Consider the following 26,945-nt stretch of genomic DNA (forward strand, 5'->3'; position numbering starts at 1 on the left):
GTGAGGCTCAAGTGACACGTGTGTCATTTATAGAACCGTTACGGAGCCGAACCGCGACGGTGATCTGGCGCCCGTTCGCTAATGTTGTGCCGGTAGACACCACCCTCGACACCCCGCCTGCGCGTTCGCTGACGACTCGCCTGACTGCGTGGGCACCCTTGCTGCTGGTTGTCAGCATCGCGGCGCGACTCGCGTGGACCTACCTCACTCCACACGGCGCAAACTTCGTCGACCTGCACGTCTACATCAGCGGCGCGGCCGCGCTGACACAGCCCGGCGCGCTGTATGACTACGTCTACGCCGACCAGACCCCGGACTTCCCGCTGCCGTTCACCTACCCGCCGTTCGCCGCGGTGGTGTTCTACCCGCTGCATTTCCTGCCGTTCGGGTTGGTCGCGCTCTTGTGGCAGATCGGCACGATGGCCGCGCTGTACGGCGTGGTGCGGCTGTGCCAGCGACTGCTCGGCGGGTCGGCCTCGCTGAACCGCGGAATTGATGCGGCGGTTCCAGCTTCGCCTCTCCTTCGTCGAGCCTCGCTGAACCGCGGAATTGATGCGGCGGTTCCAGCTTCGCCTCTCCTTCGTCGAGCCTCGCTGAACCGCCGGGCCGCGATGTTGTGGACGGCAGCCGGGATCTGGACCGAACCGTTGCGCAGCACCTTCGACTACGGCCAGATCAACGTGATCCTGGTGCTGGCGGTGCTCTACGCGGTCTACAGCCGGCGGTGGTGGGTGTCGGGGCTGTTGGTCGGACTGGCCGCCGGGGTCAAGCTGACCCCGGCGATCGCCGGGGTCTATCTGGCCGGAGCGCGGCGCTGGGCCGCCGCGGTGTTCTCGGCCGTGGTGTTCGCCGGCACCATCGCGGTGTCGGTGTGGGCCACCGGTGATCAGGCCCGCCGCTACTTCACCGAGTTGCTGGGCGACGCTCACCGGGTAGGCCCGATCGGAACGTCGTTCAACCAGTCCTGGCGGGGCGGGATCTCCCGCATCCTTGGACACGACGCCGGTTACAGCCCGCCGGTGCTGGTCGCGATCGTCGTCACCGCGGTGCTGGCCGTGCTCGCCTGGCGGGCGCTGAACAGTACTCCCACCGGACCCGACGTCCTGGGCTCGCTGCTGGTCGTCGAGCTGTTCGGGCTGCTGGCGTCACCGATCTCCTGGACCCATCACTGGGTGTGGCTGCTGCCCCTGATGATCTGGCTGTTCTACGGGCCGTCCTCGGATCGCCCGGGCGCCCGCACCCTGGGTTGGGTCTGGCTTACGCTCACCCTCATCGGCGTGCCGTGGCTGCTGAGCTTCTTCCAGCCGACGATCTGGCAGGACGGCCGGCCGTGGTATCTGGCATGGGCCGGCCTGGTTTACATCGTCGGCGCGCTGGTCACCTTGGGCTGGATGGCGACCACGCGGGTCACGCCGCGAGAACCCGGTTGATCTCGCCCGCCATCGCCACATCCTTGTCGGTGATCCCGCCTTCGGAGTGCGTGACCAGCACGAACAGCACAGTTCGCCAGCGGATATCGATGTCGGGGTGGTGATCGGCCGCTTCGGCACGTTCGGCGACCCGACGCACCGCGTCGATGCCGGCCAGAAAAGAGCCGAACTTGACCGAGCGCCGCAGCGTTCCGTCGGCGAGCTCCCAGCCTTCGAGCTCGGGCAGCGCCGCATTCACCTGATCGTCAGTCAACAAAGCCATACCCGACGGTAGGACGGTATAGCCTCACACGCCATGTCGCCTCAGATCGTCGTCGCCGGAGCCGTCCTCGCCGAGACCGCGGCCGGGCGCACGGTGCTGATCGCGCAGCGGCGCCGCCCGCCAGAGCTGGCCGGTCGCTGGGAACTGCCCGGCGGCAAGGTCATGCCCGGCGAGAGTGAGCCCGCCGCGTTGGCCCGCGAACTCGGCGAAGAGCTGGGGCTGGACCCGGGTGCCATCACGGTGGGGGAGCGCCTCGGCGCTGACGTGGTGCTGGACACGGCGATGACCTTGCGCGCCTACCTGGTCAGTCTGATGCGCGGCGAGCCCCAGCCCCATGACCATCAAGCCCTTCGCTGGGTGACGGCTGTACAACTACCGGACGTTGACTGGGTACCTGCTGATCGAGCTTGGCTGCCGGAGCTGGCTCGGGCACTCTGGTGAAAAGGCTCTGTTAATTCTTGCCGGAGGATTAGGTCGTCGGGCGATATATCCCGCTACGCTGGTGTTTCGGGCTGTTATGGCGTGCGGCGGCGGCTCCGGCCTCCTGAAATCCGTCGGAGCGCGGCGACCCGCGAAGGAGAATCCGTAATGACACGCGCAGCGCGACCGCCCGGAATCGGTGGCCCACTCGAGGAACTGCTGGAACGCAGCGGCCGGTTCTTCACCCGGGGCCAGGTCTCGCCGGACCTGCGCACCGTCACCCGCCGGGGCGGACGCGAGGCCGATCTGTTCTACCGGGACCGCTGGAGTCACGACAAGGTGGTGCGGTCCACCCACGGCGTCAACTGCACCGGGTCGTGTTCCTGGAAGATCTTCGTCAAGGACGGCATCATCACCTGGGAGAACCAGGCCACCGACTACCCCTCGGTGGGCCCGGACCGCCCCGAATATGAGCCCCGCGGCTGCCCGCGAGGCGCTTCGTTCTCCTGGTACTCCTACTCGCCCACCCGGGTGCGCTACCCCTATGCGCGGGGGGCGCTGGTCGAGATGTTCCGGGAGGCCAAGGCGCGCCTGGGCGATCCGGTGCTGGCCTGGGCGGACATTCAGGCCGACCCCGAGCGTCGCCGGCGCTACCAGCAGGCCCGCGGTATGGGCGGTCTGGTACGGGTGAGCTGGGCCGAAGCCACCGAGATGATCGCTGCCGCCCATGTACACACGATCAAGACCTACGGCCCGGACCGGGTGGCGGGGTTCTCTCCGATTCCGGCGATGTCGATGGTGTCGTTCGCCGCCGGGTCACGCTTCATCCAGATGCTCGGCGGGGTGATGACGTCTTTCTACGACTGGTACGCCGACCTGCCGGTGGCCTCACCCCAGGTGTTCGGCGATCAGACCGATGTGCCGGAATCCGGCGACTGGTGGGATGCGGCCTACCTGATGATGTGGGGCTCCAATGTCCCGATCACCCGCACGCCTGACGCGCACTGGATGGCCGAGGTCCGTTACCGCGGCACCAAGGTGGTCACCGTCAGCCCGGACTATGCCGACAACACCAAGTTCGCCGACGAGTGGATGCCGTGTGCGGCCGGCACCGACGGCGCACTGGCCATGGCGATGGGCCACGTCATCCTCACCGAGTGCTACGTCAAGCAGGAGGTGCCGTTCTTCACCGACTACGTGCGTCGCTACACCGACCTGCCGTTCCTGATCAAGCTGGAAGAGCGTGACGGGCGACTGGTTCCCGGAAAGAACCTGACCGCCGCCGACCTGGGCGGGGAACTGGCGGACGTCGAGAACGCGGCGTTCAAACCGGCCCTGTTGGATGAGGCCACCGACACCGTGGTGGTACCCCATGGCTCGTTGGGCTTCCGCTGGGGCGACGATGGCATCGGCAAGTGGAACCTGGACCTGGGCGAGCTGCGGCCGGCATTGACCGTCAAGAACCCGAAGCTCCTCAACGGCGATCAGCCCGCCGCACTGGTCTCACTGCCCGGCTTCGACACCGTGACCGGTCACGGCACCGTCGTGCAGCGCGGGGTGCCGGTGCGCCAGGTCGGTGAGCACTTGGTCTGCACGGTGTTCGACCTGATGCTGGCCAACTACTCGGTACGACGGCCCTGGCTGCCCGGCGAATGGCCGACCGGCTACGACGACGGCACACAGGTCAACACCCCGGCGTGGCAGGAGTCGATCACCGGGGTCTCGGCCGCCCAGGCGATCCGGATTGCGCGCGAATTCGCGCGCAACGCAGAAGAATCCGGCGGCCGGTCGATGATCATCATGGGCAGCGGCATCTGCCAGTGGTTCCACGGCGACGCCACCTACCGGGCGGTACTCGCGCTGCTGATGCTCACCGGCTCGATGGGACGCAACGGCGGCGGCTGGGCGCACTACGTCGGCCAGGAGAAGGTGCGTCCGCTGACCGGCTGGCAGACGATGGCTGCCGGCAGCGACTGGACGCGCCCGCCGCGTCAGGTGCCGGGCACCTCCTACTGGTATGCCCACACCGACCAATGGCGCTATGACGCGTACGGGGCGGAGAAGCTGACCACCCCGCTCGGGCGCGGCCGATTCGACGGACGACACACCATGGACATCCTGGCGTCGGCCACCGCGATGGGCTGGAGCCCGTTCTACCCGCAGTTCGACCGCTCCAGTCTGGATGTGGCCGACGAGGCCGACACAGCAGGACGGGACGCGGGAGAATACGTCGCCGAGCAACTCGCAGCCGGTGATTTGAAGCTGTCGGTCACCGATCCGGACGACCCGGTGAACTGGCCGCGTGTGCTCACGGTGTGGCGGGCCAACCTCATCGGTGCGTCTGGCAAGGGCGGGGAGTACTTCCTCAAGCACCTGCTGGGCACCGACGCCAGCGTGCTGGGCGAGGTGCCCGCCGGCGGCGTGAAGCCGCAGGATGTCAACTGGTCCAATGACATCCCCGAGGGCAAGCTCGATCTGCTCATGTCGATCGACTTCCGGATGACATCCACCACGCTGATGTCCGACGTCGTGCTGCCGGCCGCCACCTGGTACGAGAAGGCCGACCTGTCGTCGACCGACATGCACCCCTACGTGCACTCGTTCAGCGCGGCGATAGACCCGCCCTGGGAGACCCGCAGCGACTACGAAGCGTTCGGTGCGATCGCCCGAACGTTCAGCGCATTGGCGGTCAAGCACCTTGGCGTCCGCAAAGACGTTGTGCTGACGGCCATGCAGCACGACACCGCAGATGCGATGGCCTACCCCGACGGCACCGAGCGTGACTGGCTGCGCAACGGCGAGACGCCGATTCCCGGCAAGACCATGCCCAAAGTGACTGTGGTGGAGCGTGATTACACCGCCATCGGTGACATGTGGCAGACACTTGGCCCGCTGGTGGACACCCTGGGGATGACCACCAAGGGCTACACCGTGTTTCCGCACGAAGAGGTCGAGGAATTGGCCGCCAAGTTCGGGGTGATGAAATCCGGCGCCGGCGCCGGGCGCCCCGCGCTCACCACCGCCACCCGGATGGCCGACACGGTACTGGCGCTGTCGGGCACCACCAACGGCAGAATCGCGACGGAGGGCTTCCGGGAGCTGGAGAAACGCACCGGACAGCGACTGGCGCACCTGTCCGAGGGCAGTGAGGAAAAACGGATCACCTACGCCGACACCCAGGCGCGGCCGGTGCCGGTGGTCACCAGCCCGGAGTGGTCCGGCAGCGAGACCGGGGGACGGCGGTACGCCCCGTTCACGATCAACATCGAATGCCTCAAGCCGTTCCACACCCTGACCGGCCGGATGCACTTCTACACCGCGCACGACTGGATCGAGGAACTCGGCGAACATCTGCCGGTCTACCGTCCGCCGCTGGACATGGCGCGGCTCTTCGACGCCCCCGAACTCGGCGAGACCGGTGACGGCATCGGGATCACCGTGCGGTACCTGACTCCGCACTCGAAGTGGTCGTTCCACTCCACCTACCAGGACAACCTGTACATGCTGTCGCTCTCGCGCGGCGGCCCGACCATGTGGATGAGCCCGGGCGACGCCGCGAAAATCGGTGTCAAGGACAACGATTGGATCGAAGCCGTCAACGTCAACGGCGTCTTCGTCGGCCGCGCGATCGTCAGTCAGCGGATGCCGGACGGGGTGGTGTTCGTCTACCACGTCCAGGAGCGCACCGTTGACACTCCGCGGGCCGAGACCAACAACAAACGTGGCGGCACCCACAACTCGTTGACCCGGATCCGGGTCAAGCCCAGCCACTTGGCCGGTGGCTACGGCCAGCACGCGTTCGCATTCAACTACCTGGGACCGACCGGCAATCAGCGCGACGAGGTGACGGTGGTGCGGCGCCGCAGCCAGGACGTGAGGTATTAGCACGATGAAAGTAATGGCGCAGATGGCCATGGTGATGAACCTGGACAAATGTATTGGCTGCCATACCTGTTCGGTGACCTGCAAACAGGCTTGGACCAACCGTGAGGGCACCGAGTACGTCTGGTTCAACAACGTCGAAACGCGCCCCGGCGGTGGCTATCCACGGACCTATGAAGACCAGGATCGCTGGAAGGGCGGTTGGACGCTGGACCGCAAAGGCCGGCTGCATCTGCTGGCCGGCGGCCGGCTCCACAAGCTGTTGAGCATCTTCGCCAACCCCAACCTGCCCGGCTTGAAGGACTACTACGAGCCGTGGACCTACGACTACGAGAACCTGACCGCTGCCCCGTTGGGCGACACCATTCCGGTTGCGGCACCGAAGAGTTCGATCACCGGCGAGCCGATGAAGATCCAGTGGGGACCCAACTGGGACGACAATCTCGCCGGGGCGCCGGAGACCCTGGTCAACGACCCGATTCTGGCGAAGGTCAGTGACCAGGTCAAAAGCGAGTTCGAAGAGACCTTCATGTTCTACCTGCCGCGGATCTGTGAGCATTGCCTGAATCCGTCGTGCGTGGCGTCTTGCCCCACCGGGGCCATCTACAAGCGTGAAGAAGACGGCATCGTGCTGGTCGACCAGGACCGCTGTCGTGGCTGGCGGCTGTGCGTTTCGGGCTGCCCGTACAAGAAGGTGTATTTCAACCACAAGACCGGCAAGGCCGAGAAGTGCCATTTCTGCTACCCGCGTATCGAAGTCGGCTTGCCGACGGTGTGCTCGGAGACCTGCGTCGGCCGACTGCGCTACATCGGCTTGGTGCTCTACGACGTCGACAAGGTGCTCGAGGCGGCTTCGGTCGACAACGACACTGACCTGTATGAGGCGCAGCGCGGCGTGTTCCTGGACCCGACCGACCCGGAGGTGATCGCGGGCGCACGCGCTGAGGGGATCTCGGACGCCTGGATCGAGGCCGCGCAGCGTTCGCCCATCTACGCGTTGATCAACACTTACAAGGTGGCATTGCCGTTGCATCCGGAGTACCGGACCATGCCGATGGTCTGGTACATCCCGCCGCTGTCCCCGGTGGTCGATGCCGTCGGCCGCGACGGGCACGACGGCGAAGACCTGGGCAACCTGTTCGGGGCGCTGTCCGCCTTGCGTATCCCGATGGCCTACCTCGCCGAGCTGTTCACCGCCGGTGACACCGGCGTGATCGAGGGTGTGCTGCGCCGGCTGGCAGCGATGCGCTCCTACATGCGCGACATCAGTCTGGGCCGCGAGACCCAACCGCACATACCCGCCTCGGTCGGCATGACCGAGGAAGAGATGTACAACATGTACCGGCTCCTCGCGATCGCCAAATACGAAGAGCGTTACGTCATTCCCACCGCCTACAGCCAGCAGGCGCACGACCTCGAACACATGGGCTGCTCGATCACCGGCGGACCTGAAGGGTATGAGGACCCATTCGTCGGCTCTGATGACGTCGCGAAGACATCGTTCCATCTGGTCGAAAACGGGCACGCGCAGCGGCCACCGGGCCGGACCAACCTGCTCAACTGGGGTGGCGGGGAGCGGGCCGTGCCGGAGATGTTCCCGGAGCATCAGTGAAGCGGTTCATTCATTCCCTACGACGACCGCCCGGTGGACCCGCCGAGCGGGCGGTGTGGCAGGCGGCGTCGCTGCTGCTGTCCTACCCCGACGAGCAGCTGTCCCAGCGGCTCGACACCGTGGAGGAACTGCTGGCCCACGCCGACTCGTCGACGGCGAATCTGTTGCGGCGCACGGTCGCCGCGCTGCGCGCAGCTGACCCGATGACGGCCGCAGTCGACTACGTCGAAACCTTCGACATGAGGCGGCGCTCGACGATGTTTCTGACCTACTGGACCGGTGGCGACACCCGCAACCGCGGGATGCAGATGCTGGCCTTCGCCACCGCCTACCGCCAAGCCGGCGCCGAGCCGCCCGTGGGGGAGGCGCCCGACCACCTGCCGGTGGTCCTGGAGTTCGCCGCGACGGTGGATCCGCAGGCCGGCCGTCGGTTGCTGCTGGCGCACCGCACACCGATCGACGTGCTGCACCGTGCGTTGAGTGAAGCGAAGTCGCCGTATGCCTTCGCCGTGGGCGCAGTCTGCGAGACGCTCCCTTCGGCAACCGATCAGGAGGTGCAGAACGTGAGTCAGCTGATGGCATCCGGGCCGCCCGCGGAAGCTGTTGGGCTTCAACCCTTCACGGCAGCCGTTTCGCTCGGGATGCCGAAGGTGCCGACCCGATGACGGACGTCACCCTGATCAACCCCGCCGAGCTGTGGTGGGACATCGTGCCGTATTTCGTACTGGCCATCGCCGGCGTCGCCACCTGGTGGCGATACAAGTACGACAAGTTCGGGTGGACCACCCGCTCGTCTCAGCTGTATGAGTCCAAGCTGCTGCGGATCGGCAGCCCGATGTTCCACTTCGGCAGCTTCGTGGTGATCGCAGGACACATCATGGGACTCTTCGTCCCGGAGTCGTGGACCGAGGCGCTGGGCATGAGCGACCAGCTCTACCATCTGCAGGCGCTGGTCCTGGGCCTGCCCGCCGGCATCGCCACCCTGATCGGGGTCGGGTTGCTGATCTACCGTCGCCGCACCGAGCGCTCGGTGTTCAAGGCCACCAGCGTCAACGACAAGCTGATGTATGCGGTGCTGGTGTGTGCGCTGGTGGCCGGGATGAGTTGCACCCTGATGGGCACCACCGCCTACGGCGAGGCGCATGACTACCGCCAGACGGTCTCGGTCTGGTTCCGGTCGATCTTCACGTTCGATCCGCGGGGCGATTTGATGCTGCAGGCGCCGCTGTATTTCCAGGTTCACGTCATGATTGCGTTGACATTGTTCGCGCTGTGGCCGTTCACTCGTCTGGTGCACGCATTCAGCGCGCCGATCGGGTATCTGTTTCGGCCGTACATCGTCTACCGCAGCCGCGACGTCGCTAGGAGGAATCAGCCGATGGGTTCACGACCGCAACGGAGGGGCTGGTGAGGATCCGCACGGCGTTGCTCGGCACGCTCGGCTGTGTCTGCTTGGCGGCGCCGGCTCAGGCCGATCCCTCCGAGACCGACACCAATTTCCTGGTGTCTTTGCGGGCGGCCGGCATCACCTACAACAACGCTGACCAGGCCATCGTCACCGCGAAGATGGTGTGCGGTTTGATCGCCGAGGGCCAGCCCAGCCCGCAGGTGCTCGAGGGCCTCAAGGCCCGGAACCCGGGCCTGACGACCGAGCACGGCTCGCAGTTCGTGGGGATCGCCGCCCAGTTGTACTGCCCCGATCAGTTGGTGCGCAGCGGCGCCTAGAAACAACGATGAAGTCGTGGTTCCCGAGCAGGCTGAGCTGAGCTGGGCGCGTCGGCGGTGCTCGGCATAAAGTTACAGACGTGCCACTGCCTGACGAGGTCTATTCCCGACTGCTTGCGTTCCGCACGCGGTTGCGGCGCTTTGAGCGGTGGAGCGCCGACCAGGCGCAAGCGGCCGGACTCACCCCCGCGCAGCACCAGCTGCTACTGGCGGTGCGCGGCCACAGCGACTCGCGTGGGCCAACCGTCGGCGACATCGCGGACTACCTGCTGTTGCGCCACCACAGCGCCGGAGAGCTGATCCAGCGCGCCGAAGCCGCCAGCCTGGTCACCCGGGTCCGCGACAGCGACGACCAGCGGGTGATCCGGCTGCAGCTCACCGAAACGGCGGCGCAATGTCTGCAGTCGCTGACCGAACTGCACCTCAAGGAGCTCGAGAGGTTCTCCGCGGAGTCCCCTCTGGGGCTGTGACCTTCATTGCTCTAGGCTTCACGTTTTCGCGATTGACAGGGTGCGCTGGCAGAATCGCCCGGTGAACTTTCGTAACGTCGCCATCGTCGCGCACGTAGACCACGGCAAGACGACTCTGGTCGACGCCATGCTCCGCCAGTCGGGCGCCCTGCAGGAACGCGGTGAGGCGCAAGAGCGCGTCATGGACTCGGGGGATCTGGAGCGGGAAAAGGGCATCACGATCCTGGCCAAGAACACGGCCGTGCATCGCCACCACCCCGATGGAACCGTCACCGTCATCAACGTGATCGACACCCCGGGTCACGCCGACTTCGGCGGGGAGGTGGAGCGCGGGCTGTCCATGGTCGACGGCGTGGTCCTGTTGGTCGACGCGTCCGAGGGGCCGTTGCCGCAGACCCGATTCGTGCTGCGCAAGGCGCTGGCCGCGCACCTGCCGGTGATCCTGGTGGTCAACAAGACCGATCGGCCCGACGCCCGCATCGCCGAGGTGGTCGACGCCAGCCACGACCTGCTGCTCGACGTGGCCAGTGACCTTGACGACGAGGCGCAGGCCGCTGCCGAACACGCCCTGGGATTGCCTACGCTGTACGCCTCCGGCCGGGCCGGGGTGGCCAGCACCACCGCGCCCGCCGACGGCCAGATTCCGGATGCCGACAACCTCGACCCGCTGTTCGACGTGCTGCTCGAGCACGTCCCGCCGCCGTCGGGCGACCCGGAGGCGCCGCTGCAGGCGTTGGTCACCAACCTCGATGCCTCGCCATTCCTGGGCCGGCTCGCCCTGATCCGGGTCTACAACGGCCGCATCCGCAAAGGCCAGCAGGTGGCCTGGATGCGTGAGGTCGACGGTGAACCGGTGACCACCACGGCGAAGATCACCGAACTGCTGGTCACCGAGGGTGTCGAACGTACCCCGACGGAAGAGGCCGGCGCGGGCGACATCGTCGCCGTCGCCGGGATCAGCGACATCATGATCGGCGACACGCTGGCGGATCTGGCCGCTCCGGTCGCACTGCCGCGCATCACCGTCGACGAGCCGGCGATCTCGGTGACCATCGGCACCAACTCCTCGCCGCTGGCGGGCAAGGTCTCCGGCCACAAGTTGACCGCGCGGATGGTCAAGTCACGTCTGGACACCGAGCTGATCGGCAACGTGTCGATCCGGGTGGTCGACATCGGTCGCCCCGACGCCTGGGAGGTCCAAGGCCGAGGCGAGTTGGCGCTGGCCATCCTCGTCGAGCAGATGCGCCGGGAGGGCTTCGAGCTGACCGTCGGTAAGCCTCAGGTGGTGACCCGCAAGATCGACGGCAAGGTGCACGAGCCGTTCGAGCACCTGACCGTCGACTGCCCCGAGGAGTATGTCGGCGCCATCACCCAGCTGGCGGCGGGCCGTAAGGGCCGGATGACCGAGATGGCCAACCACACCACCGGGTGGGTGCGGATGGAGTTCATCATCCCCAGTCGCGGGCTGATCGGTTGGCGCACCGACTTTCTCACCGAGACTCGCGGCACCGGTATCGCCAATGCGGTGTTCGAGGGTTACCAGCCGTGGGCCGGCGAGATCCGCGCCCGGCACACCGGGTCGCTGGTGTCCGACCGGGCCGGGTCCATCACGCCGTTCGCGTTGATCCAGTTGGCCGACCGTGGGCAGTTCTTCGTCGAGCCGGGCCAGGACACCTACCAGGGCATGGTGGTGGGGATCAATCCTCGGGCCGAGGATCTCGACATCAATGTCACCAAGGAGAAGAAGCTCACCAACATGCGGTCGTCGACGGCCGATGTGATGGAGACGCTGGCCCGTCCGATCGAGCTCGATCTGGAGCAGGCGATGGAGTTCTGCGCGGCCGACGAGTGCGTCGAAGTCACCCCCGAAGTGGTCCGGGTCCGCAAGGTCGAATTGGACTCCACGCTGCGGGCGCGCAGCCGCTCCCGGGCCAAGAACCTCTAGGGTTGGGCGCGGCTTTGCGCGCTGCTCGACGGTCTGCGCGCCCAAATCGCCGCCCGGATACCCTGGTAGTCGTGCCGAGACCAGCCCGCCGCGCCCATGTCACGGCGGGGGCACTGGTTTCGGTGACCATGCTGGTCCTGACGCAGGCGATCTCGTCGTGCACGGTGAACCCGCCGCCGGCGCCGCAGAGCACCGAGACGCCGAAGGTCACAGCCCCGCCGCCGCCGCGGATCAGCCAGATCATCATGGGCATCGATTCCATCGGGGCCGGTTTCAACCCCCACCTGCGTTCGGACCTGTCGGCGGTCACCGCGGCGATCAGCGCGCTGGTGCTGCCCAGCGCGTTTCGGCCAGTCCCGGACTCCAGTACCCCCACCGGTTCGCGGTGGGAGATGGACCCGACGCTGCTGGTGTCGGCCGCCGTGACTTCCGAGGCACCGTTCACGGTGACCTACCGAATCCGGCCCGAGGCCTCCTGGACCGACAACGCGCCGATCGCCGCCGACGACTTCTGGTACCTGTGGCAGCAGATGGTCACCCAGCCCGGTGTCGTCGACCCGGCGGGTTATGACCTGATCACCGGAGTGCATTCCGTCGAAGGCGGCAAGCAGGTGGTGGTCACCTTCGCCAAGCCGTACCCGGCGTGGCGGGAACTGTTCAACAACATCGTTCCGGCGCACATCGTCAAAGATGTGCCCGGCGGTTTCCCGGCCGGGCTGGCCCGGGCTCTGCCGGTCACCGGTGGCCAGTTCCGGGTGGAGAACATCGATCCACAGCGCGACGCGATCCTGCTCGCCCGCAACGACCGCTACTGGGGCCCGCCGGCCAAGCCGGACCTGGTCTTGTTCCGCCGCGCCGGGTCAGCGGCAGCGCTGGCTGACTCGATCCGCAACGGGGACACCCAGGTGGCTCAGGTGCACGGCGGTTCGGCGGCGTTCGCTCAGCTGTCGGTGATCCCCGGCGTGCAGACCACCCGGGTGGTCACGCCCCGAATCATGCAGTTCGCGCTGCGGGCAGCGGAACCCAAGCTGGCCGATGTGCGGGTTCGTCGGGCGATTCTGGGACTGCTCGACGTCGGCCTGCTGGCCACGGTGGGCGCCGGCAGCGACAACACTGTCACTTTGGACCAGGCCCAGGTTCGCACTCCCAGCGACCCCGGTTATGTGCCCACCGCACCGCCGGCGATGGCCGAATCGGCCGCGCTGGCACTGTTGCAGGCGGCCGGCTACCGAGTCGAAAAGGATGCGCCGCCGTCCGCGCTGGTCCCGCCGGCCGGCTCCGCCACCGGTGCGCCGCACCCGCCGGAGATCACCCGGGGGCGGATCAGCAAGGGCGGCGAGCAGCTGTCGCTGGTGATCGGGGTGGCGGCCAACGATCCGACCTCGCTGGCCGTGGCCAACACCGCTGCCGACCAGTTGCGCAACGTCGGGGTTGCCGCCACGGTTCTGGCGCTGGATCCGGTGAAGCTCTACCGGGAAGCGCTGGTCACCCATCAGGTCGATGCGATCGTCGGATGGCAGCAGGCCGGCGGCGACCTGGCCACACTGCTGGCTTCGCGTTACGGCTGCGGCGCATTGGCTCCCGCCACCGTGCCCGTCTCGGCGAGCCCGGTGCCGGGGCCGTCGGCGACTGCGGCCTCCCAGTCCCCGGGGCCCGCGCCCGCGCCGGCCACGACGGCCCCGAAGGTACCGCCGCGCTCCGCCGCGCCCGGGGCACTGCTACAAGCTCCGTCGAACATCACCGGCGTCTGCGACCACGCGATCCAGGCCGAGATCGATGCCGCCCTCGATGGCAGCAAGTCCATCGGCGACGTGATCGCCGCCGTCGAACCCCGGTTGTGGAGTATGGCGACGGTGCTGCCGATCCTGCAGGACACCACGATCGTGGCTGTCGGTCCGAGCGTGACCAACGTCAGCTTGACCGGGTCGGTACCGGTGGGCATCGTCGGCGGGGCCGGAAACTGGGTCAAGCTGCCCTAGCGAAAGCACCCGGGACGTTAAGCTTGGCGAGGTTGGTAGACCACGGGGGAGCAACAGGTGGACGCCAGCTGGAATCGACATTAACGAGGCCTTGCGCACAGGCAATTCTTGGTTAAGATTAAGCAAACCTGCGCGGGACTCGTCGGAGGGAGATTTGTCAATGGAACACCTCGCTCGCCGCTGCGCCACAGTGACCGCTGCAGCTCTGGGTGTCGGCAGCCTGGTCGCAGTGCTGACGTCGATGACCCCGGCCCTGCCTGAGGTACAGATCCGCGACATCGACCTGGCCGCCGCGAACGTCGATGTGACTCCCGGCCTCGACATCATTGAGAATCACGTCCGCCCCGACTTCGTCGGCAGCGGTGGCGCCGACGCCCAGTACATCAACGTGGGCTCGGTGCTCTTCGGCGACGGCGACGACGCATACGGAGTCGGCTCAACCTTCCACGCAGGCGAGCTGGACGAGAACGTGTTCAACGAGCTGACCGGCGGCAGCTTCGACCCGCAGAACCTGCCGCTGGGGCTGCCTTCTTTCACACCTGACCTGGCTGGTTTGGAGCTCCCGGGCGTCGGCTCGTTCAGCGGCGGAGCCGGGCAGGCAGCCAACATCGCCGCGGCCGACGCGGCCGCCGGCTTCAGCCTCATCATGCAGGCGATCCCGGATGCGCAGCAGGCGATGAACGCCGCCATCATCGCGATGCAGGCGGAGTTCAACAGTGCACTGGTCGCCGCGCAACAGGACGCCGCCGATCGGCTGGCCGCCGAAAACCCCGAGTTCGGCGACCTGGTGAACTGGATCTTCAGCATCAACAACACGGTGCTGGCGCAGAACCAGGCCGCGTTCAACAACATGATGGGCATCGGCTTCAACCCTTACGACAGCCTGCTCGGCCACTTCGACCCGGCCATCCTCAACGCCGACTGGACAACCCTGCTCGGGTTCAGTCCGGACCAGTTCGACGAGATCGTCAACGCGATTCAGGGCGACAACCTTGCGTTGCTGTTGGGCGGCATCGACTGGGATGGGTTCTTCGACAGTCTGTTCTGATCCGGTTGAGGGCCGCCGATCCATTCGCCGGTGCGGCGGTAGGGTTTTGGCGTGTCGGATCCGATTCCACGATTGCTGTTCGTCCATGCCCACCCCGATGACGAGACTCTGACGACTGGGGCGACGATCGCCCACTACGCCGCCCGCGGCGCCGACGTGCGTGTGGTGACCTGCACGCTGGGGGAGGAGGGCGAGGTCATCGGGGACCGTTGGGCGCATCTGACGGTGGACGGCGCCGACCAACTGGGCGGGTATCGGATCGGTGAGCTGACCGCGGCGCTGCGGGCGCTGGGAGTCGGCCCCCCGGCGTTTCTCGGCGGCGCGGGACGCTGGCGTGACTCGGGGATGACCGGCACCCCGGCGCGCCGGCAGCAGCGGTTCATCGACGCCGACGACGCCGACACCGTTGCGGCGCTGGCGGCCATCGTCCGGACGCTGCGCCCGCACGTGGTCGTCAGCTACGACCCGAACGGCGGGTACGGCCATCCCGACCACGTACACGCCCATCACGTCACCACAGCGGCGCTGGCCGCAGCGGCAGAGGATGGCTCCGAGCCGGGGTGGTCCACGCCGAAGTTCTACTGGACGGTGACCGCCGGCAGCGCCCGGCGAGCCGCCCTTGCAGAGCTTGGGGACGCCGATCGGCTCTCGCATTGGACGGCGGCCGACGCACCGGACGACCCTGCGGTCGGGGACTTCCCCGACGACCGGATCGATGCGGTGATCGAGGCCGCGGAAGCTCGCGCGGCGAAGGTCGCCGCCATGAGGGCTCATGCCACCCAGATCACCGTCGGGCCGACCGGCCGCGCGTTCGCATTGTCGAACAACGTGGTCCAGCCGATTTCGGCCGCCGAGCATTACGTCCTGGTCGCCGGTGATCCCGGGCCGCGCGACGGCCGGGGATGGGAAACCGATCTGCTGGCCGGACTTCGCCTCGATGACGGCGGCCACAGGGTAGGCTCCTGCTGAGCAGTTTCTGTAGAGGCAATGACTTAGGTGGTTTAGGCATGGATCCCGATCTGGACCCGAACTTGGAGCACTGGCAGTGGTGGCTCGACAGCTATCAGTGGATGGTCGGTTCGTTGGTCAGCCAGCTGGAGAGCATCCCCACTTGAGTTCCGTCGCGTCGCTCACCGAGCCCGCGATGCCCACCGATACGCCGGCATTCAATTTCGTCGTGCTGGCGCTGCTTGCCCTCGATGGCGCGCTCTGCGCCGTGGCCACCGCGCTGCTGCTACCCGCCCACATAGGTGCCATTCCCGTTCCGCTCAGTGCCCTGATCGGGGGCCTGGTCAACGCCGGTCTGGTGTGGGTGGCACAGCGCTGCACCATGTCGCTGCGGTTGGCGGTGCTGCCGCTGTGGACCTGGTTGTTGGCTATCGCGTTGATGACCCTTGGTGGTCCGGGGGACGACCTGATCTTCGCTGACCGTGGCGTGATGGCCTATGGCGTGCTGCTGATGATCGTGCTGGGCAGCGCGCCGCCCGCGTGGGTGCTGTGGCGGCGTCGCCAGGCGCTGGCCGTCGGAGACATTTCAGACGGCCAGGCCTGACAGGACGAGGTCCTACGCCGGCGTGCTGGCCTAAATGAGCATGTCCAGCAGCGCCGCACCGGCGGCCTGGAACGCGTCGCCGAGGTCGCCCACGTCTCCCACTTCCAGTGCGTCGACGCTCAGTGCCGTGTCGGGCAGGCTGAAGTCCGCGAGTCCCGGCAGTTGCGACAGCTCGACGGGCAACCCAGGGTCGGTGGCCTCGGAAAGGTACGGGTAGTAGGGGTAGTAGGGGTAGTAGATCGTGCCCACAAGGAACGGCCAAATGAGCTGCTCGACTAGGTTGATCGGAGTCCATATCAGTGATGCCGCCAGCGAACCGACGATCGGAACCCAGCTCAGTGGTGACAGCAGCACGGACACCACGCTGTTGAAGGCGTATATCACCTCTGCAAAGAAATACCCGAGCCCGAAGAAGCCGGCCGCCGCGTCGCCGGCGACCTCCGACAGCTCGGTTGATCCGAGGGATCCCAGCAGGTCTGGCGCCAGAGATTCCAGCAGATCGGCGGGCACTACCTCTGCGGTCAAGACCACCGGGTGGAGTTGGACTTCGGCGCGCGGCAGGACCGGGGTGACTGCCGGGCTGGCCGCGAGGCATGTTGCCGCGACCAGGGGTGCAAACCAAGGCAATGCTGAGGTCTTCATGATAACTCCTTCGCAGTTTGGCCTAGTAAATAACGGTTCTCAATCAGTGTCAAGAAGTCCGCTTTATCGGATTATTCGACAGGTAATCGGGCGTGGCTCCCATGTGGCGGCTGAATGGGCGGGCTATTTCGGGCCCGTTGTGAGCTGCGGGGCCGTGATGGCCGTGTTTACCGGCTGTGAAAACCTCAGGTATTGGGCACGGTGGCGTGCGGTGTCCGCGGCGCTGGGCTGTTTACGGATCTTGGCTCCACCCGCGTAAGCGCACCTTGGCTGGCGACCTGGATGCCGCTTGCGGGTCTGAAAGGTATTGGCGAACCGGAGGCCGCTTGCGGGGTCTGGAAAGGTATGGGGGTGTGGGGAATGAACAGCGGACGGTTCCGAGTTGTGGTGATGTGACACTTACCCCGGAGCTGCCTGATTCATCGCGCGAAGTGGTCGCGCCGCCAGCAGGTCGGAGTGCCCTGCGCCGGGTGCTGCGGCGGGCCCGCGACGGCGTGCTCCTCAATGTCGAGGAAACCGCGATCGCCATGAGCGCGCGGGGCAGCGACCTGGCCGACCTGTGTGCGAGCGCTGCCCGGGTACGAGACGCCGGTCTGGTGTCGGGAGGTCGGCGCGGACCGGGCGGACGGCTGCCGGTCAGCTACTCGCGCAAGGTGTTCATCCCGGTCACCCACCTGTGCCGCGACACCTGCCACTACTGCACCTTCGTCACCGTGCCCGGCGTGCTGCGAGCGCAGGGCAAGCAGATGTTCCTGGGTCCCGACGAGATCCTCGATATCGCCCGCCGCGGTGCCGAGATGGGTTGCAAGGAGGCGCTGTTCACGCTGGGCGACCGGCCCGAGGACCGCTGGTCCGAGGCACGACAGTGGCTCGACGAGCGCGGTTATGACAGCACCCTGGCCTACGTACGGGCGATGGCCATCCGGGTGCTGGAAGAGACCGGCCTGCTGCCGCACCTGAACCCGGGGGTGATGAGCTGGTCGGAGATGTCGCGGCTCAAGCCGGTGGCGCCGTCGATGGGCATGATGCTTGAGACCACGTCCCGGCGACTATTTGAGACCAAAGGCCTGGCGCACTACGGCAGTCCGGACAAAGATCCCGTGGTTCGCCTGCGCACGCTGGCCGACGCGGGCCGACTCTCGATCCCGTTCACCACCGGCCTGCTGGTCGGCATCGGCGAGACGCTCGCCGAGCGTGCCGACACCTTGCACGCGATCCGCAAGGTGCACAAAGAGTTCGGGCACATCCAGGAAGTCATCGTGCAGAACTTCCGGGCCAAGGAGCACACCGCGATGGCGGCGGTGCCCGACACCGGTTTCGAGGACTTCTTGGCCACGGTGGCGGTCACCCGGCTGGTACTGGGCCCCAAGATGCGGGTGCAGGCACCGCCCAACCTGGTCTCTGCCGAGGAATGCCTGGCGCTGATCGGCGCCGGGGTCGACGACTGGGGCGGGGTTTCCCCGCTGACGCCTGACCACGTCAACCCGGAACGCCCCTGGCCGGCGCTGGACGACCTGGCCGCGATCACGCAGCAAGCCGGCTACGACCTGGTGCAGCGGCTCACCGCTCAGCCCGACTACGTGCTGGCCGGTGCGGCGTGGATCGACCCGCGGGTGCGCCCGCACGTTGCGGCGCTGGCCGACCCGGACAGCGGCTGGGCCCGGGACGTCAATCCGGTCGGGCTGGCCTGGCAGGAGCCCGACGAGGTGCAGTCGGCCGGGCGGATCGATCTGCACACCGCGATCGACGTCGACGGCCGGGCCACCGACACCCGCAGTGATCTGGGCAGCGCATTCGGGGACTGGGAGTCCATCCGTGAGCAGATCAATGACCTGGCAGCCCGTGCCCCAGAGCGCGTCGACACCGATGTACTGGCCGCGCTGCGCTCGGCCGAACGCGACCCGGCCGGCTGCACCGACGCCGAGTATCTGGCATTGGCCACCGCGGATGGTCCGGCCATGGATGCTGTTGCCGCACTGGCTGATTCACTGCGGCGCGACGCCGTCGGCGATGACGTGACGTATGTGGTCAACCGCAACATCAACTTCACCAACATCTGCTACGTCGGCTGCCGGTTCTGTGCCTTCGCCCAGCGCAAGGGGGACGCGGACGCGTTTTCGCTGTCGAACGCCGAGGTCGGCGAACGTGCCTACGAGGCTCATCTGGCCGGCGCCACCGAGGTCTGCATGCAGGGCGGTATCGACCCGGAGCTACCGGTCACCGGTTATGCCGATCTGGTCCGCGCGGTCAAGGCTCGGGTGCCGTCGATGCACGTGCACGCGTTCTCGCCGATGGAGATCACCAATGGGGTGTCCAAGAGCGGCTTGAGCATTCGGGAGTGGCTGATCAGCCTGCGCGAGGCGGGCCTGGGCAGCATTCCGGGCACCGCCGCCGAAATCCTCGACGACGAGATCCGCTGGGTGCTCACCAAAGGCAAGCTGCCGACCTCGATGTGGGTGGAGGTGGTCAGCACCGCGCATGAGGTGGGCCTGCGATCCAGCTCGACCATGATGTACGGCCACATCGACTCCCCGCGGCACTGGGTCGGACACCTGCGGGTGCTGCGCGACATCCAGGACCGCACCGGTGGTTTCACCGAATTTGTGCCGTTGCCATTCGTGCATCAGAGTTCGCCGCTGTACCTGGCCGGCGGCGCGCGGCCCGGCCCGAGCCATCGCGATAACCGCGCGGTACATGCGTTGGCGCGGATCATGTTGCACGGCCGCATCCCCAACATCCAGACCAGCTGGGTCAAGTTGGGGGTGGAGCGCACCCAGGTGATGCTCAACGGCGGCGCCAACGACCTGGGCGGCACGCTGATGGAGGAGACCATCTCGCGGATGGCCGGCTCCGAGCACGGATCGGCCAAGACGATTGCGGAGTTGACGTCGATCGCCGAGGGCATTGGGCGCCCGGCCCGCCAGCGCAGCACCGACTACGCACCGCTGCCGGCCTGACTGCCTCCTCCGTGAGATTGCGCTCCTCCGTGACATTGCGGCCAGGGTCGTGCAGTCCGTCCGAATCGCAGCCGTCAGTGCAATCTCGGCCGGGGCTGCCTATAGGCGGGCCGCCAGCTCGGTGCCCTGCTTGATGGCCCGCTTGGCATCCAGTTCGGCGGCCAGCGCCGCGCCACCGATGATGTGCGGTGTCATGCCGCGCGACCGCAATCCGTCCTCGAGGTCGCGCACCGACTCCTGACCGGCGCAGATCACCACGTTGTCCACCGCCAACACCTGCGGGCGTGACTTGTTCGGGCCGTAGCTGATGTGCAACCCGTCATCATCGATGCGGTCGTAGTTCACCCCGGAGAGCTGCTGGACGTTCTTGGCCTTCACCGATGCCCGATGCACCCAACCGCTGGTCTTGCCCAACTTGCGGCCTTGAGCTCCTGCGGTGCGGGCCAACAGATAGACCTGGCGGGCCGGCGGTGCGGGGTCCGGCGGCAGCAGCGCACCCCTGGCCTCCCACGGTTCGGCGGCACCCCACTCGGCCTTCCACTCCTTGAGGTGCAGCGTCGGCGAGGAGTCGGGTGAATCCAGGACCAGGAATTCACTGACGTCGAACCCGATCCCGCCGGCCCCCACCACCGCCACCGAGGAGCCCACCGGCCGGCCCGCGATCGCCTCGGCATACGACATCACCATCGGATGCTCGATGCCCGGGATCTGGGGGATCCGCGGTTTGACCCCAGTGGCCAGCACCACTTCGTCGAAGCCGGTCAACTCGCCGACCCCAGCCCGGCTGCCCACGCGTAGCGTCACCGCGTACTTGTCCAGCATGGTGGCGTAGTAGCGGATCGTTTCGGCGAACTCTTTCTTTCCGGGAATTCTTCTGGCCAAGTCGAATTGGCCGCCGATGAAGCCATTCGCCTCGAACAGGGTCACCTCGTGGCCGCGTTCGGCGGCCGACACCGCCGCGGACAACCCGGCCGGCCCGGCGCCCACCACCGCGATGCGCCGGCGCCGCCGCGTCGGGCCGAGCACCAGCGTGGTCTCATGACCGGCTCGGGGGTTGACCAGGCAGGAGACCTTCTTGTGCACGAAGGCGTGGTCCAGGCAGGCCTGATTGCATGCGATGCAGGTATTGATCTCATCGGCACGGCCGTCGGCGGCTTTGCGCACCCAGTCCGGGTCGGCCAGCATCGGGCGGGCCATCGAGATCAGGCGCACCGATGTCTCGGCGAGGACCTGCTCGGCGGCCTGCGGCATGTTGATCCGATTGGAGGCCACCACCGGGATCGTGACGTGATCGGCGACGGCGCTGCTGATGTTGACGAAGGCGCTATTGGGAACCGAAGTCACGATGGTCGGCACCCGAGCTTCGTGCCAGCCGAAGCCGGAGTTGATCAGGGTGGCGCCGGCTTCCTCGACTTCGGTTGCCAGCGAGAGGATTTCCTCCCAGCTCTGGCCATCCTCCACATAGTCGGCCATCGACAACCGATAGCAGATGATGAAGTCGTCGCCGACGGCCGCGCGCGTTTGAGCCACGACCTGCACCGGGAAGCGGCGGCGGTTGGCGGCAGAACCGCCGTAGCCGTCGGATCGTCTGTTCGTGCGCGCCGCCAGGAACTGGTTCAGCAGGTAGCCTTCGCTGCCCATGATCTCCACGCCGTCATAACCCGCTTCGCGAGCCAGCTCGGCGGCTCGGGCGAAGTCGGCGATCGTCGACTCGACCCCGCGGGTAGACAACGCCCTCGGCCGGAACGGGTTGATCGGTGCCTTGATGCTCGACGCGCTGACTGAAAACGGATGGTAGGCATAGCGTCCCGCGTGCAGAAGCTGCAGCGCGATCTTGCCGCCGGCATCGTGCACGGCGTCGGTGATGCGCCGATGGCGTCGCGCGTCGGCGCGAGTGGTCATTGCCGAGGCGAACGGCAGCAGCCATCCCGACCGGTTCGGGGCGTATCCGCCGGTGATCATCAGCCCTACGCCGCCGCGGGCACGCGTCGCGAAGTACTCGGCCAGTTTGGCGGTGTCGCCGGCGCGGTCTTCCAGGCCGGTGTGCATCGAACCCATGACCACCCGGTTCGGCAGGGTTGTGAAACCCAGGTCCAGCGGGGACATCAAGAGCGGGTATGGATTGCTGGATTCTGTTGTCACAGTCAGCCCTTCAACTCAGTGCCTGTTCAACCTCGTCAAGCCAGTCGATTGCGCTCTCCTCCGCGCGAATGCCGCCGCGCAACACCAGGTATTGATGGAGCGCGGCGCCCGTCAGCGAGCGCGGATCCGGGAACTGCTTCTTCTCAAGGGCGCGGTAGATGTCCAAGCGCTCGCCACGTTCGGCGCGCAGATCCACAGCCTGCCCGCGCACCGTGGCGCGTTCGGTGTCGCCGGCGCCGCGAATCTTGACCGCCAGTTCGCGCAGACGGTTGTCCACCACCGAGCTTCCGCGCCCGGCCAGGGGGGCCGCGATCCAGCGGGCCAGTTCCGCACGGCCGGCCTCGGCCACGGTGTAGACCTTTTTGTCCGGGCGGCCCTGCTGGGCCACCTCGGTGACCTGTACCCAGCCGTCGGCCTCCATGGCTCGCAGCGTCCGGTAGATCTGCTGGTGGGTGGCGCTCCAGAAATAGCCGATCGAGCGGTCGAAACGGTGCGCGAGCTCATAGCCCGAACCCGACTGCTCGCTCAGGGACACCAGGATCGCGTGCGGAAGTGCCACGTGGGGAGCATAGGCAGCCATGACCATCCTATGCAACTTGTTGCACAGCAACTGAGTGCATAGGCCCGGTGATCGCAAGCGCGGCGGAGCCGGCTGCTGCGCGTCGCCGCGGTAGCTGACTGGGCCGTGGTGGTCGCGTCGCCGCACCGGGCTCTACTATCAGGACCGATGAATCCGCCCTGCGTCGCCGCAGCCTCGTGAGTTCCGTGCGCGGCGGCAGATCGGCCGCACTGCCGACATTTCCGTGGGACACCCTGGCCGAGGCGACGGCGCTGGCCAAGGCGCACCCCGGCGGCATCGTGGACCTGTCCGTCGGCACCCCGGTCGACCCGGTCGCCCCGATCATCCGCGAGGCACTGGCTGCGGCATCCTCGGCGCCCGGGTATCCCACCACCGCCGGCACTGCGGCGCTGCGCTCCTCGGCGGTCGCCGCGCTGCAACGGCGCTATGGGATCACCGGCCTGTCCGAGTCGGCGGTGCTACCCGTCATCGGCACCAAAGAACTCATCGCCTGGCTGCCGAGCCTGCTCGGCCTCGGCGACCAGCACGCGGTCGTGGTCCCCGAACTGGCCTACCCGACCTACGAAGTGGGCGCCCGGCTGGCCGGGGCCCCATGGGTGCGCAGTGATACCCCGCAACTGCTCGACGGTCCGCCGCCGGCCCTGGTGTACCTGAATTCGCCGAGCAACCCGACCGGGGCGATCGCGACCGCCGACGAGCTGCGCGCTGTCGTGGCCTGGGCGCGCGAGCACGACGTCCTGGTGGTCTCCGATGAGTGCTACCTGGGGCTGGGCTGGGACGCGGAGCCGCGGTCGGTGCTGCATCCGGAGGTGTGCGACGGCGATCACCGCGGCCTGCTGGCGGTGCATTCGCTGTCGAAGACCTCCTCGCTGGCGGGCTACCGCGCCGGGTTCGTCGCCGGTGACGCCGCGGTGGTGGCCGAACTGCTCGCGGTACGCAAACACGCCGGGATGATGGTGCCCACCCCGATTCAGGCGGCCATGGTCGCCGCCCTCGACGACGACGCCCACGAGCACGAACAGCGTGATCGCTACGCCCGCCGCCGGGCGACGCTGCTTCCGGCGATGCAGGCGGCCGGTTTCACCATCGAGTTGTCGCAAGGCGGGCTCTACCTGTGGGCCACCCGCGGCGAGGCGTGCCGCACCACCGTCGACTGGTTGGCTCAGCGCGGCATCCTGGTGGCGCCGGGCGAGTTCTACGGCCCGGCCGGCGCGCAGCACGTGCGGGTGGCGCTCACCGCCACCGATGAGCGGATCGCCGCGGCGGCGGCCCGGCTGGGTTAGCCGCCCGGCGCACCGCATTCGCCGGTGAGGATCCGCTCGATCGCGTCGTGCTCGGCCTGAGTCACCCACAGTCCGTAGCCGGACTTCACCGCGACGATCCGCGAGACATAGGCGCAGCGGTAGGCCTTGTTGGGCGGCAGCCAGGTGGCCGCGTCGCCGTCGCCCTTCTGCTCGTTGATCGGCCCGCTGGTGGCCTGCAGGTTCAGCGGATCATTGGCGAAGTTGCGGCGGGTGAGCTCATCCCACTGCTGGGCGCCTTTCTGCCAGGCATCCGACAACGCCACGACATGGTCGATCTGCACCGCCTGGGAGGTGCCCCGACCGCGCTGGAAAGCGATCGCGGTGCCGGTGTAGGGATCATGCAGAACACCGGATGTCACCACGCAGTCGGTGGTGCCCGGCTTGAACTCGATGTCGACCAGGTCGCGGCGCAGGATGTCGTTGCGGGTGTCGCAGCCGTTGTGCCCGCCGGGCACCGTGACGTCGTCGCTCCACGCTTGGCCGAACAGGCCGCGCGAGTAGCCGGTCTTGGGCGCGCGCCCCTTGATGGGCAGCGCATCGAGCATGGCCAGCTCGGCTGATCCGTCAGCCGCCCCGACCGGAACCGGGTCCGCGCTGGCGGCCGGCGCCACGACCAACAGTGCTGTGGCGAACGCGGCAACGCAGGCCGGCCACCTGCGTCGCTGGTCGACCATGGCACCTCCACTCCCGGCGGTTCAGCGAGGCTGGGACCGCCGCATCAACCCCGTGAACAGTCGGGGACGCTACCAAACTGCCCCGACACGATCGATGCGTGCTCGCCGCCGCGCACCATAGGCTGAGCGGATGCGCATCCATCCCGAGGTCGCGGAGGCGCTGGACGCCGGTCGGGCCGTGGTGGCGCTGGAGAGCACGATCATCAGCCATGGTCTGCCGCGTCCGGACAACCTGCGCATTGCACGCGCCATCGAGCACGCCGTGCGCTCGGCGGGCGCGGTACCGGCCACCATCGCGATCATCGACGGCCAGCCGCACATCGGCCTCGACGACGACGCGCTGCACCGCATCGCCAGCGGGACCACCACGATCAAGGTCAGTGTCCGCGAGATCGCGATGCTGGCCGCGGTGGCCGGCGACGGCGCGACGACGGTCGCCGCGACCGCGCACCTGGCGGCGGCGGCCGGCATCACGGTGTTCGCCACCGGTGGGTTGGGCGGTGTGCATCGCGGCGCGCGGGACAGCTACGACGAGTCCGCGGATCTGACCACGCTGTCGCGCACCCCGGTGCTGGTGGTGTGTTCGGGAGTGAAATCGATCCTGGACATCGGTGCCACGTTGGAGCGGCTGGAGACGCTGTCGGTCGGGGTGATCGGCTACCGCACCGACCGCTTTCCGGCCTTTTACCTCGCCGACTCCGGCCATCCGCTCGGCTGGTGGGTCCAGACGCCCAAACAGGCTGCCGCGGTGCTGCGGGCCCGTGACCGGCTGGGCACCGACGGCGGGCTGGTAGTGGCCAACCCGATTCCCGCCGACGCCGAGCTGGACCGCGAACTGCACGACAGGGTGCTGGCCGAAGGATTGGCCGCCGCCCGGGCCGCGGACATCCAAGGCAAGGACGTCACACCGTTCCTGCTGGACTACTTCCACCGCGAGACGCACGGCGCGTCGGTGGCCGCCAATGTCGCACTGGTGCTGGCCAATGCGCGGGTGGCCGCCGAGATCGCCGTGGCCTATGCGGGTCACTAGGACCCGTTGTCAGGTCAGCGGCCGATCACCCTGGCGATGCACATATCCGGTTCGACGAACGGTTCCAACTCTGCGCTGCCGCCGGGGGCGTTCTCGGCGTTGAGCAGGCCACGCAGCAGGCCCCGGTGCATGGCGCAGCTGACCTCGGGGTGTTCCCGCGCCAAGTCGCGGACCGGGCACGCGTGCAGCAGGATCGTCCGCGGGCTGTCGTCTGCACCGTCTTCGGTCGCCGCGGTCAGTTCCGCACCGAACCCCATCCGCGCGAAAATCCCCGCGATCCGGTCCGCGCACTCGTCGATGCTGGGGTCGGGCGTCGATCCGTTCCGCGTGACGGGTCCCTCGGCGGCGGAGTCGTCGGATGCCAGGATCCGGTCGGCCCAACGCTGGCCCGCCCGTTCGGCACGCTCCTGGCGTTCGGCGGCGGTCTCGCCGAGCTCCATGGCCAAGATCTCGGCCAGGCTGCGGTAGTCCAGCCGGTCACGCACCGCCACATAGCCGGTGCGGGGTCGCCCGACGCCGTCACGTTTGATCCGGGTCCGGGCGACTGTCCCGTCCTCACACAAGGCATCGAGGTGGAAGCGCACCGTGGTGACGTGCAGGTGCATCCGCTCGGCGAGCTCGGCGGCGTCGACTGCACCACTGGCAGCGCCCACCAACCGCAGCACCCGATCGCGTTGCTGGTTGCGCGGCAACCGCTGACCGCGAGCTGCGGCCTGCCGCTGGACGGACTGGTCGTACATGGGAGTGCCTCTCCATGAGGAGTTGCCCTTAAATTTAAGGGAACTGATTCGTTGATACCACTTGTGGCGGTCGGCCGCCGTTCGGCAGCTCGGCTGGGCTCGCGCCGCGGACCGGGTAACGTCCCCCAGATGCTGCTGACCTCGCTGGTTGCTGACGGCTCGAACGCCTCGGACATCGCTGATGCGGTGCGTATCGGCGACACCCTCCTGAGCCGTGCCGAGTTGAGTGCCGCTTCCGCGGCAGTGTTGAAAGACCTTGCCGGGGCGCCGACGGTCGCGGTGCTGGCGACCCCCACGGCGCAGACCGTGCTGGCGGTCACCGGCTGTCTGCTCGCGGGGGTTCCGGTGGTTCCGGTCCCCGCTGACGTCGGCGTCGCCGAACGCCAGCACATTCTGCGTGACTCGGGAGCGCAAGCCTGGCTGGGGGAGCGCCCCGATGACCTCGCCGGCCTGCCGCACTTCCCGGCGCGCGCCGGATCGTCTCCTTCGTCGAGCCTCGCTGAACCGCCGGGTCCGAGCGGCGGTCCCAGCTTCGCCTCTCCTTCGTCGAG

22 protein-coding genes and 1 pseudogene are annotated in these 26,945 nt (G+C 67.6%); 17 read left to right on the plus strand and 6 right to left on the minus strand.

What is annotated here, in order from left to right; all coding sequences use genetic code 11:
• The first annotated feature begins 86 nt into the window (after window positions 1-86).
• Window positions 87-1,430, plus strand: a complete 1,344-nt coding sequence (locus N416_RS0105770) for a mannosyltransferase (protein WP_024441169.1) — start codon at window positions 87-89, stop codon at window positions 1,428-1,430.
• On the opposite strand, the gene N416_RS0105775 is transcribed toward N416_RS0105770, so the two are convergent.
• Window positions 1,408-1,692 (minus strand): 4a-hydroxytetrahydrobiopterin dehydratase, encoded by a 285-nt coding sequence (locus N416_RS0105775; RefSeq protein WP_024441170.1) that lies wholly within the window; start codon window positions 1,690-1,692, stop codon window positions 1,408-1,410. The two genes, N416_RS0105770 and N416_RS0105775, sit on opposite strands and share 23 nt — an antisense overlap.
• A 33-nt stretch (window positions 1,693-1,725) precedes the next feature.
• On the opposite strand from N416_RS0105775, the gene N416_RS0105780 reads away from it, so the two are divergent.
• The 12 genes from N416_RS0105780 to N416_RS0105840 all read left to right on the plus strand — a co-directional run bounded on the left by N416_RS0105780 (window position 1,726) and on the right by N416_RS0105840 (window position 16,325).
• Window positions 1,726-2,133, plus strand: coding sequence for a (deoxy)nucleoside triphosphate pyrophosphohydrolase (locus tag N416_RS0105780; protein WP_024441171.1), 408 nt, complete (start codon window positions 1,726-1,728; stop codon window positions 2,131-2,133).
• A 147-nt stretch (window positions 2,134-2,280) separates the two neighbouring features.
• Window positions 2,281-5,997, plus strand: a complete 3,717-nt coding sequence (locus N416_RS0105785) for a nitrate reductase subunit alpha (protein WP_024441172.1) — start codon at window positions 2,281-2,283, stop codon at window positions 5,995-5,997.
• 4 nt (window positions 5,998-6,001) lie between these two features.
• The gene (gene narH, locus N416_RS0105790) at window positions 6,002-7,606 is read left to right on the plus strand and encodes a nitrate reductase subunit beta (protein WP_024441173.1); all 1,605 of its coding nucleotides are present in this window, start codon (window positions 6,002-6,004) and stop codon (window positions 7,604-7,606) included.
• The gene (narJ, locus tag N416_RS0105795; protein ID WP_024441174.1) at window positions 7,603-8,271 is read left to right on the plus strand and encodes a nitrate reductase molybdenum cofactor assembly chaperone; all 669 of its coding nucleotides are present in this window, start codon (window positions 7,603-7,605) and stop codon (window positions 8,269-8,271) included. Before narH ends, narJ begins: the two co-directional genes overlap by 4 nt.
• A complete protein-coding gene (gene narI, locus N416_RS0105800; protein ID WP_024441175.1) occupies window positions 8,268-9,017 on the plus strand; it encodes a respiratory nitrate reductase subunit gamma in 750 nt (249 codons plus the stop codon). The genes narJ and narI overlap by 4 nt, the downstream gene beginning before the upstream one ends.
• Window positions 9,014-9,331 (plus strand): DUF732 domain-containing protein, encoded by a 318-nt coding sequence (locus tag N416_RS0105805; RefSeq protein ID WP_024441176.1) that lies wholly within the window; start codon window positions 9,014-9,016, stop codon window positions 9,329-9,331. The genes narI and N416_RS0105805 overlap by 4 nt, the downstream gene beginning before the upstream one ends.
• Window positions 9,332-9,411: 80 nt before the next feature.
• A complete protein-coding gene (locus N416_RS0105810; RefSeq protein WP_024441177.1) occupies window positions 9,412-9,801 on the plus strand; it encodes a MarR family winged helix-turn-helix transcriptional regulator in 390 nt (129 codons plus the stop codon).
• A gap of 61 nt (window positions 9,802-9,862) precedes the next feature.
• Complete coding sequence (gene typA / locus N416_RS0105815) at window positions 9,863-11,746, plus strand: translational GTPase TypA (protein WP_024441178.1); 1,884 nt, start codon at window positions 9,863-9,865, stop codon at window positions 11,744-11,746.
• 71 nt (window positions 11,747-11,817) lie between these two features.
• Entirely contained in the window at window positions 11,818-13,725 is a 1,908-nt protein-coding gene (locus N416_RS0105820; protein WP_024441179.1) for an ABC transporter family substrate-binding protein, read from the plus strand.
• 190 nt (window positions 13,726-13,915) lie between these two features.
• Window positions 13,916-14,773, plus strand: a complete 858-nt coding sequence (locus N416_RS0105825) for a hypothetical protein (RefSeq protein ID WP_024441180.1) — start codon at window positions 13,916-13,918, stop codon at window positions 14,771-14,773.
• A 51-nt stretch (window positions 14,774-14,824) separates the two neighbouring features.
• Window positions 14,825-15,742, plus strand: coding sequence for an N-acetyl-1-D-myo-inositol-2-amino-2-deoxy-alpha-D-glucopyranoside deacetylase (mshB, locus tag N416_RS0105830; RefSeq protein ID WP_024441181.1), 918 nt, complete (start codon window positions 14,825-14,827; stop codon window positions 15,740-15,742).
• A 175-nt stretch (window positions 15,743-15,917) separates the two neighbouring features.
• Window positions 15,918-16,325, plus strand: coding sequence for a hypothetical protein (locus N416_RS0105840; RefSeq protein ID WP_192830990.1), 408 nt, complete (start codon window positions 15,918-15,920; stop codon window positions 16,323-16,325).
• Between the two features lie 30 nt (window positions 16,326-16,355).
• On the opposite strand, the gene N416_RS0105845 is transcribed toward N416_RS0105840, so the two are convergent.
• The gene (locus N416_RS0105845; protein WP_024441183.1) at window positions 16,356-16,967 is read right to left on the minus strand and encodes a hypothetical protein; all 612 of its coding nucleotides are present in this window, start codon (window positions 16,965-16,967) and stop codon (window positions 16,356-16,358) included.
• 392 nt (window positions 16,968-17,359) lie between these two features.
• Between N416_RS0105845 and N416_RS0105850 the strand changes: the two genes are divergently transcribed.
• Window positions 17,360-19,924, plus strand: coding sequence for a bifunctional FO biosynthesis protein CofGH (locus N416_RS0105850; RefSeq protein WP_051190185.1), 2,565 nt, complete (start codon window positions 17,360-17,362; stop codon window positions 19,922-19,924).
• A 99-nt stretch (window positions 19,925-20,023) separates the two neighbouring features.
• Here N416_RS0105850 and N416_RS0105855 read toward each other — a convergent pair whose 3' ends face one another.
• Together N416_RS0105855 and N416_RS0105860 are read right to left on the minus strand one after the other, a co-directional pair.
• On the minus strand, window positions 20,024-22,030 hold the full coding sequence (locus N416_RS0105855) for an NADPH-dependent 2,4-dienoyl-CoA reductase (RefSeq protein WP_036457327.1): 2,007 nt from the start codon (window positions 22,028-22,030) through the stop codon (window positions 20,024-20,026).
• A gap of 46 nt (window positions 22,031-22,076) precedes the next feature.
• Entirely contained in the window at window positions 22,077-22,625 is a 549-nt protein-coding gene (locus N416_RS0105860; RefSeq protein WP_024441186.1) for a PadR family transcriptional regulator, read from the minus strand.
• A 206-nt stretch (window positions 22,626-22,831) separates the two neighbouring features.
• Between N416_RS0105860 and dapC the strand changes: the two genes are divergently transcribed.
• On the plus strand, window positions 22,832-23,929 hold the full coding sequence (gene dapC, locus N416_RS0105865) for a succinyldiaminopimelate transaminase (protein ID WP_024441187.1): 1,098 nt from the start codon (window positions 22,832-22,834) through the stop codon (window positions 23,927-23,929).
• Window positions 23,930-23,937: 8 nt separating this feature from the next.
• On the opposite strand, the pseudogene N416_RS0105870 reads toward dapC, so the two are convergent.
• Window positions 23,938-24,624, minus strand: a pseudogene (locus tag N416_RS0105870) (HNH endonuclease family protein); the annotation flags it as partial.
• 130 nt (window positions 24,625-24,754) lie between these two features.
• On the opposite strand from N416_RS0105870, the gene N416_RS0105875 reads away from it, so the two are divergent.
• On the plus strand, window positions 24,755-25,654 hold the full coding sequence (locus N416_RS0105875) for a pseudouridine-5'-phosphate glycosidase (protein ID WP_024441189.1): 900 nt from the start codon (window positions 24,755-24,757) through the stop codon (window positions 25,652-25,654).
• A 14-nt stretch (window positions 25,655-25,668) separates the two neighbouring features.
• Here N416_RS0105875 and N416_RS0105880 read toward each other — a convergent pair whose 3' ends face one another.
• Entirely contained in the window at window positions 25,669-26,394 is a 726-nt protein-coding gene (locus N416_RS0105880) for a metalloregulator ArsR/SmtB family transcription factor (RefSeq protein ID WP_024441190.1), read from the minus strand.
• 129 nt (window positions 26,395-26,523) lie between these two features.
• On the opposite strand from N416_RS0105880, the gene N416_RS0105885 reads away from it, so the two are divergent.
• Window positions 26,524-26,945 (plus strand): AMP-binding protein (locus N416_RS0105885; protein WP_155943326.1); only part of this gene is annotated, 422 nt, incomplete at its 3' end.

This window comes from Mycobacterium sp. UM_WGJ (genome assembly GCF_000455125.1).
Classification (GTDB): Bacteria; Actinomycetota; Actinomycetes; order Mycobacteriales; family Mycobacteriaceae; genus Mycobacterium.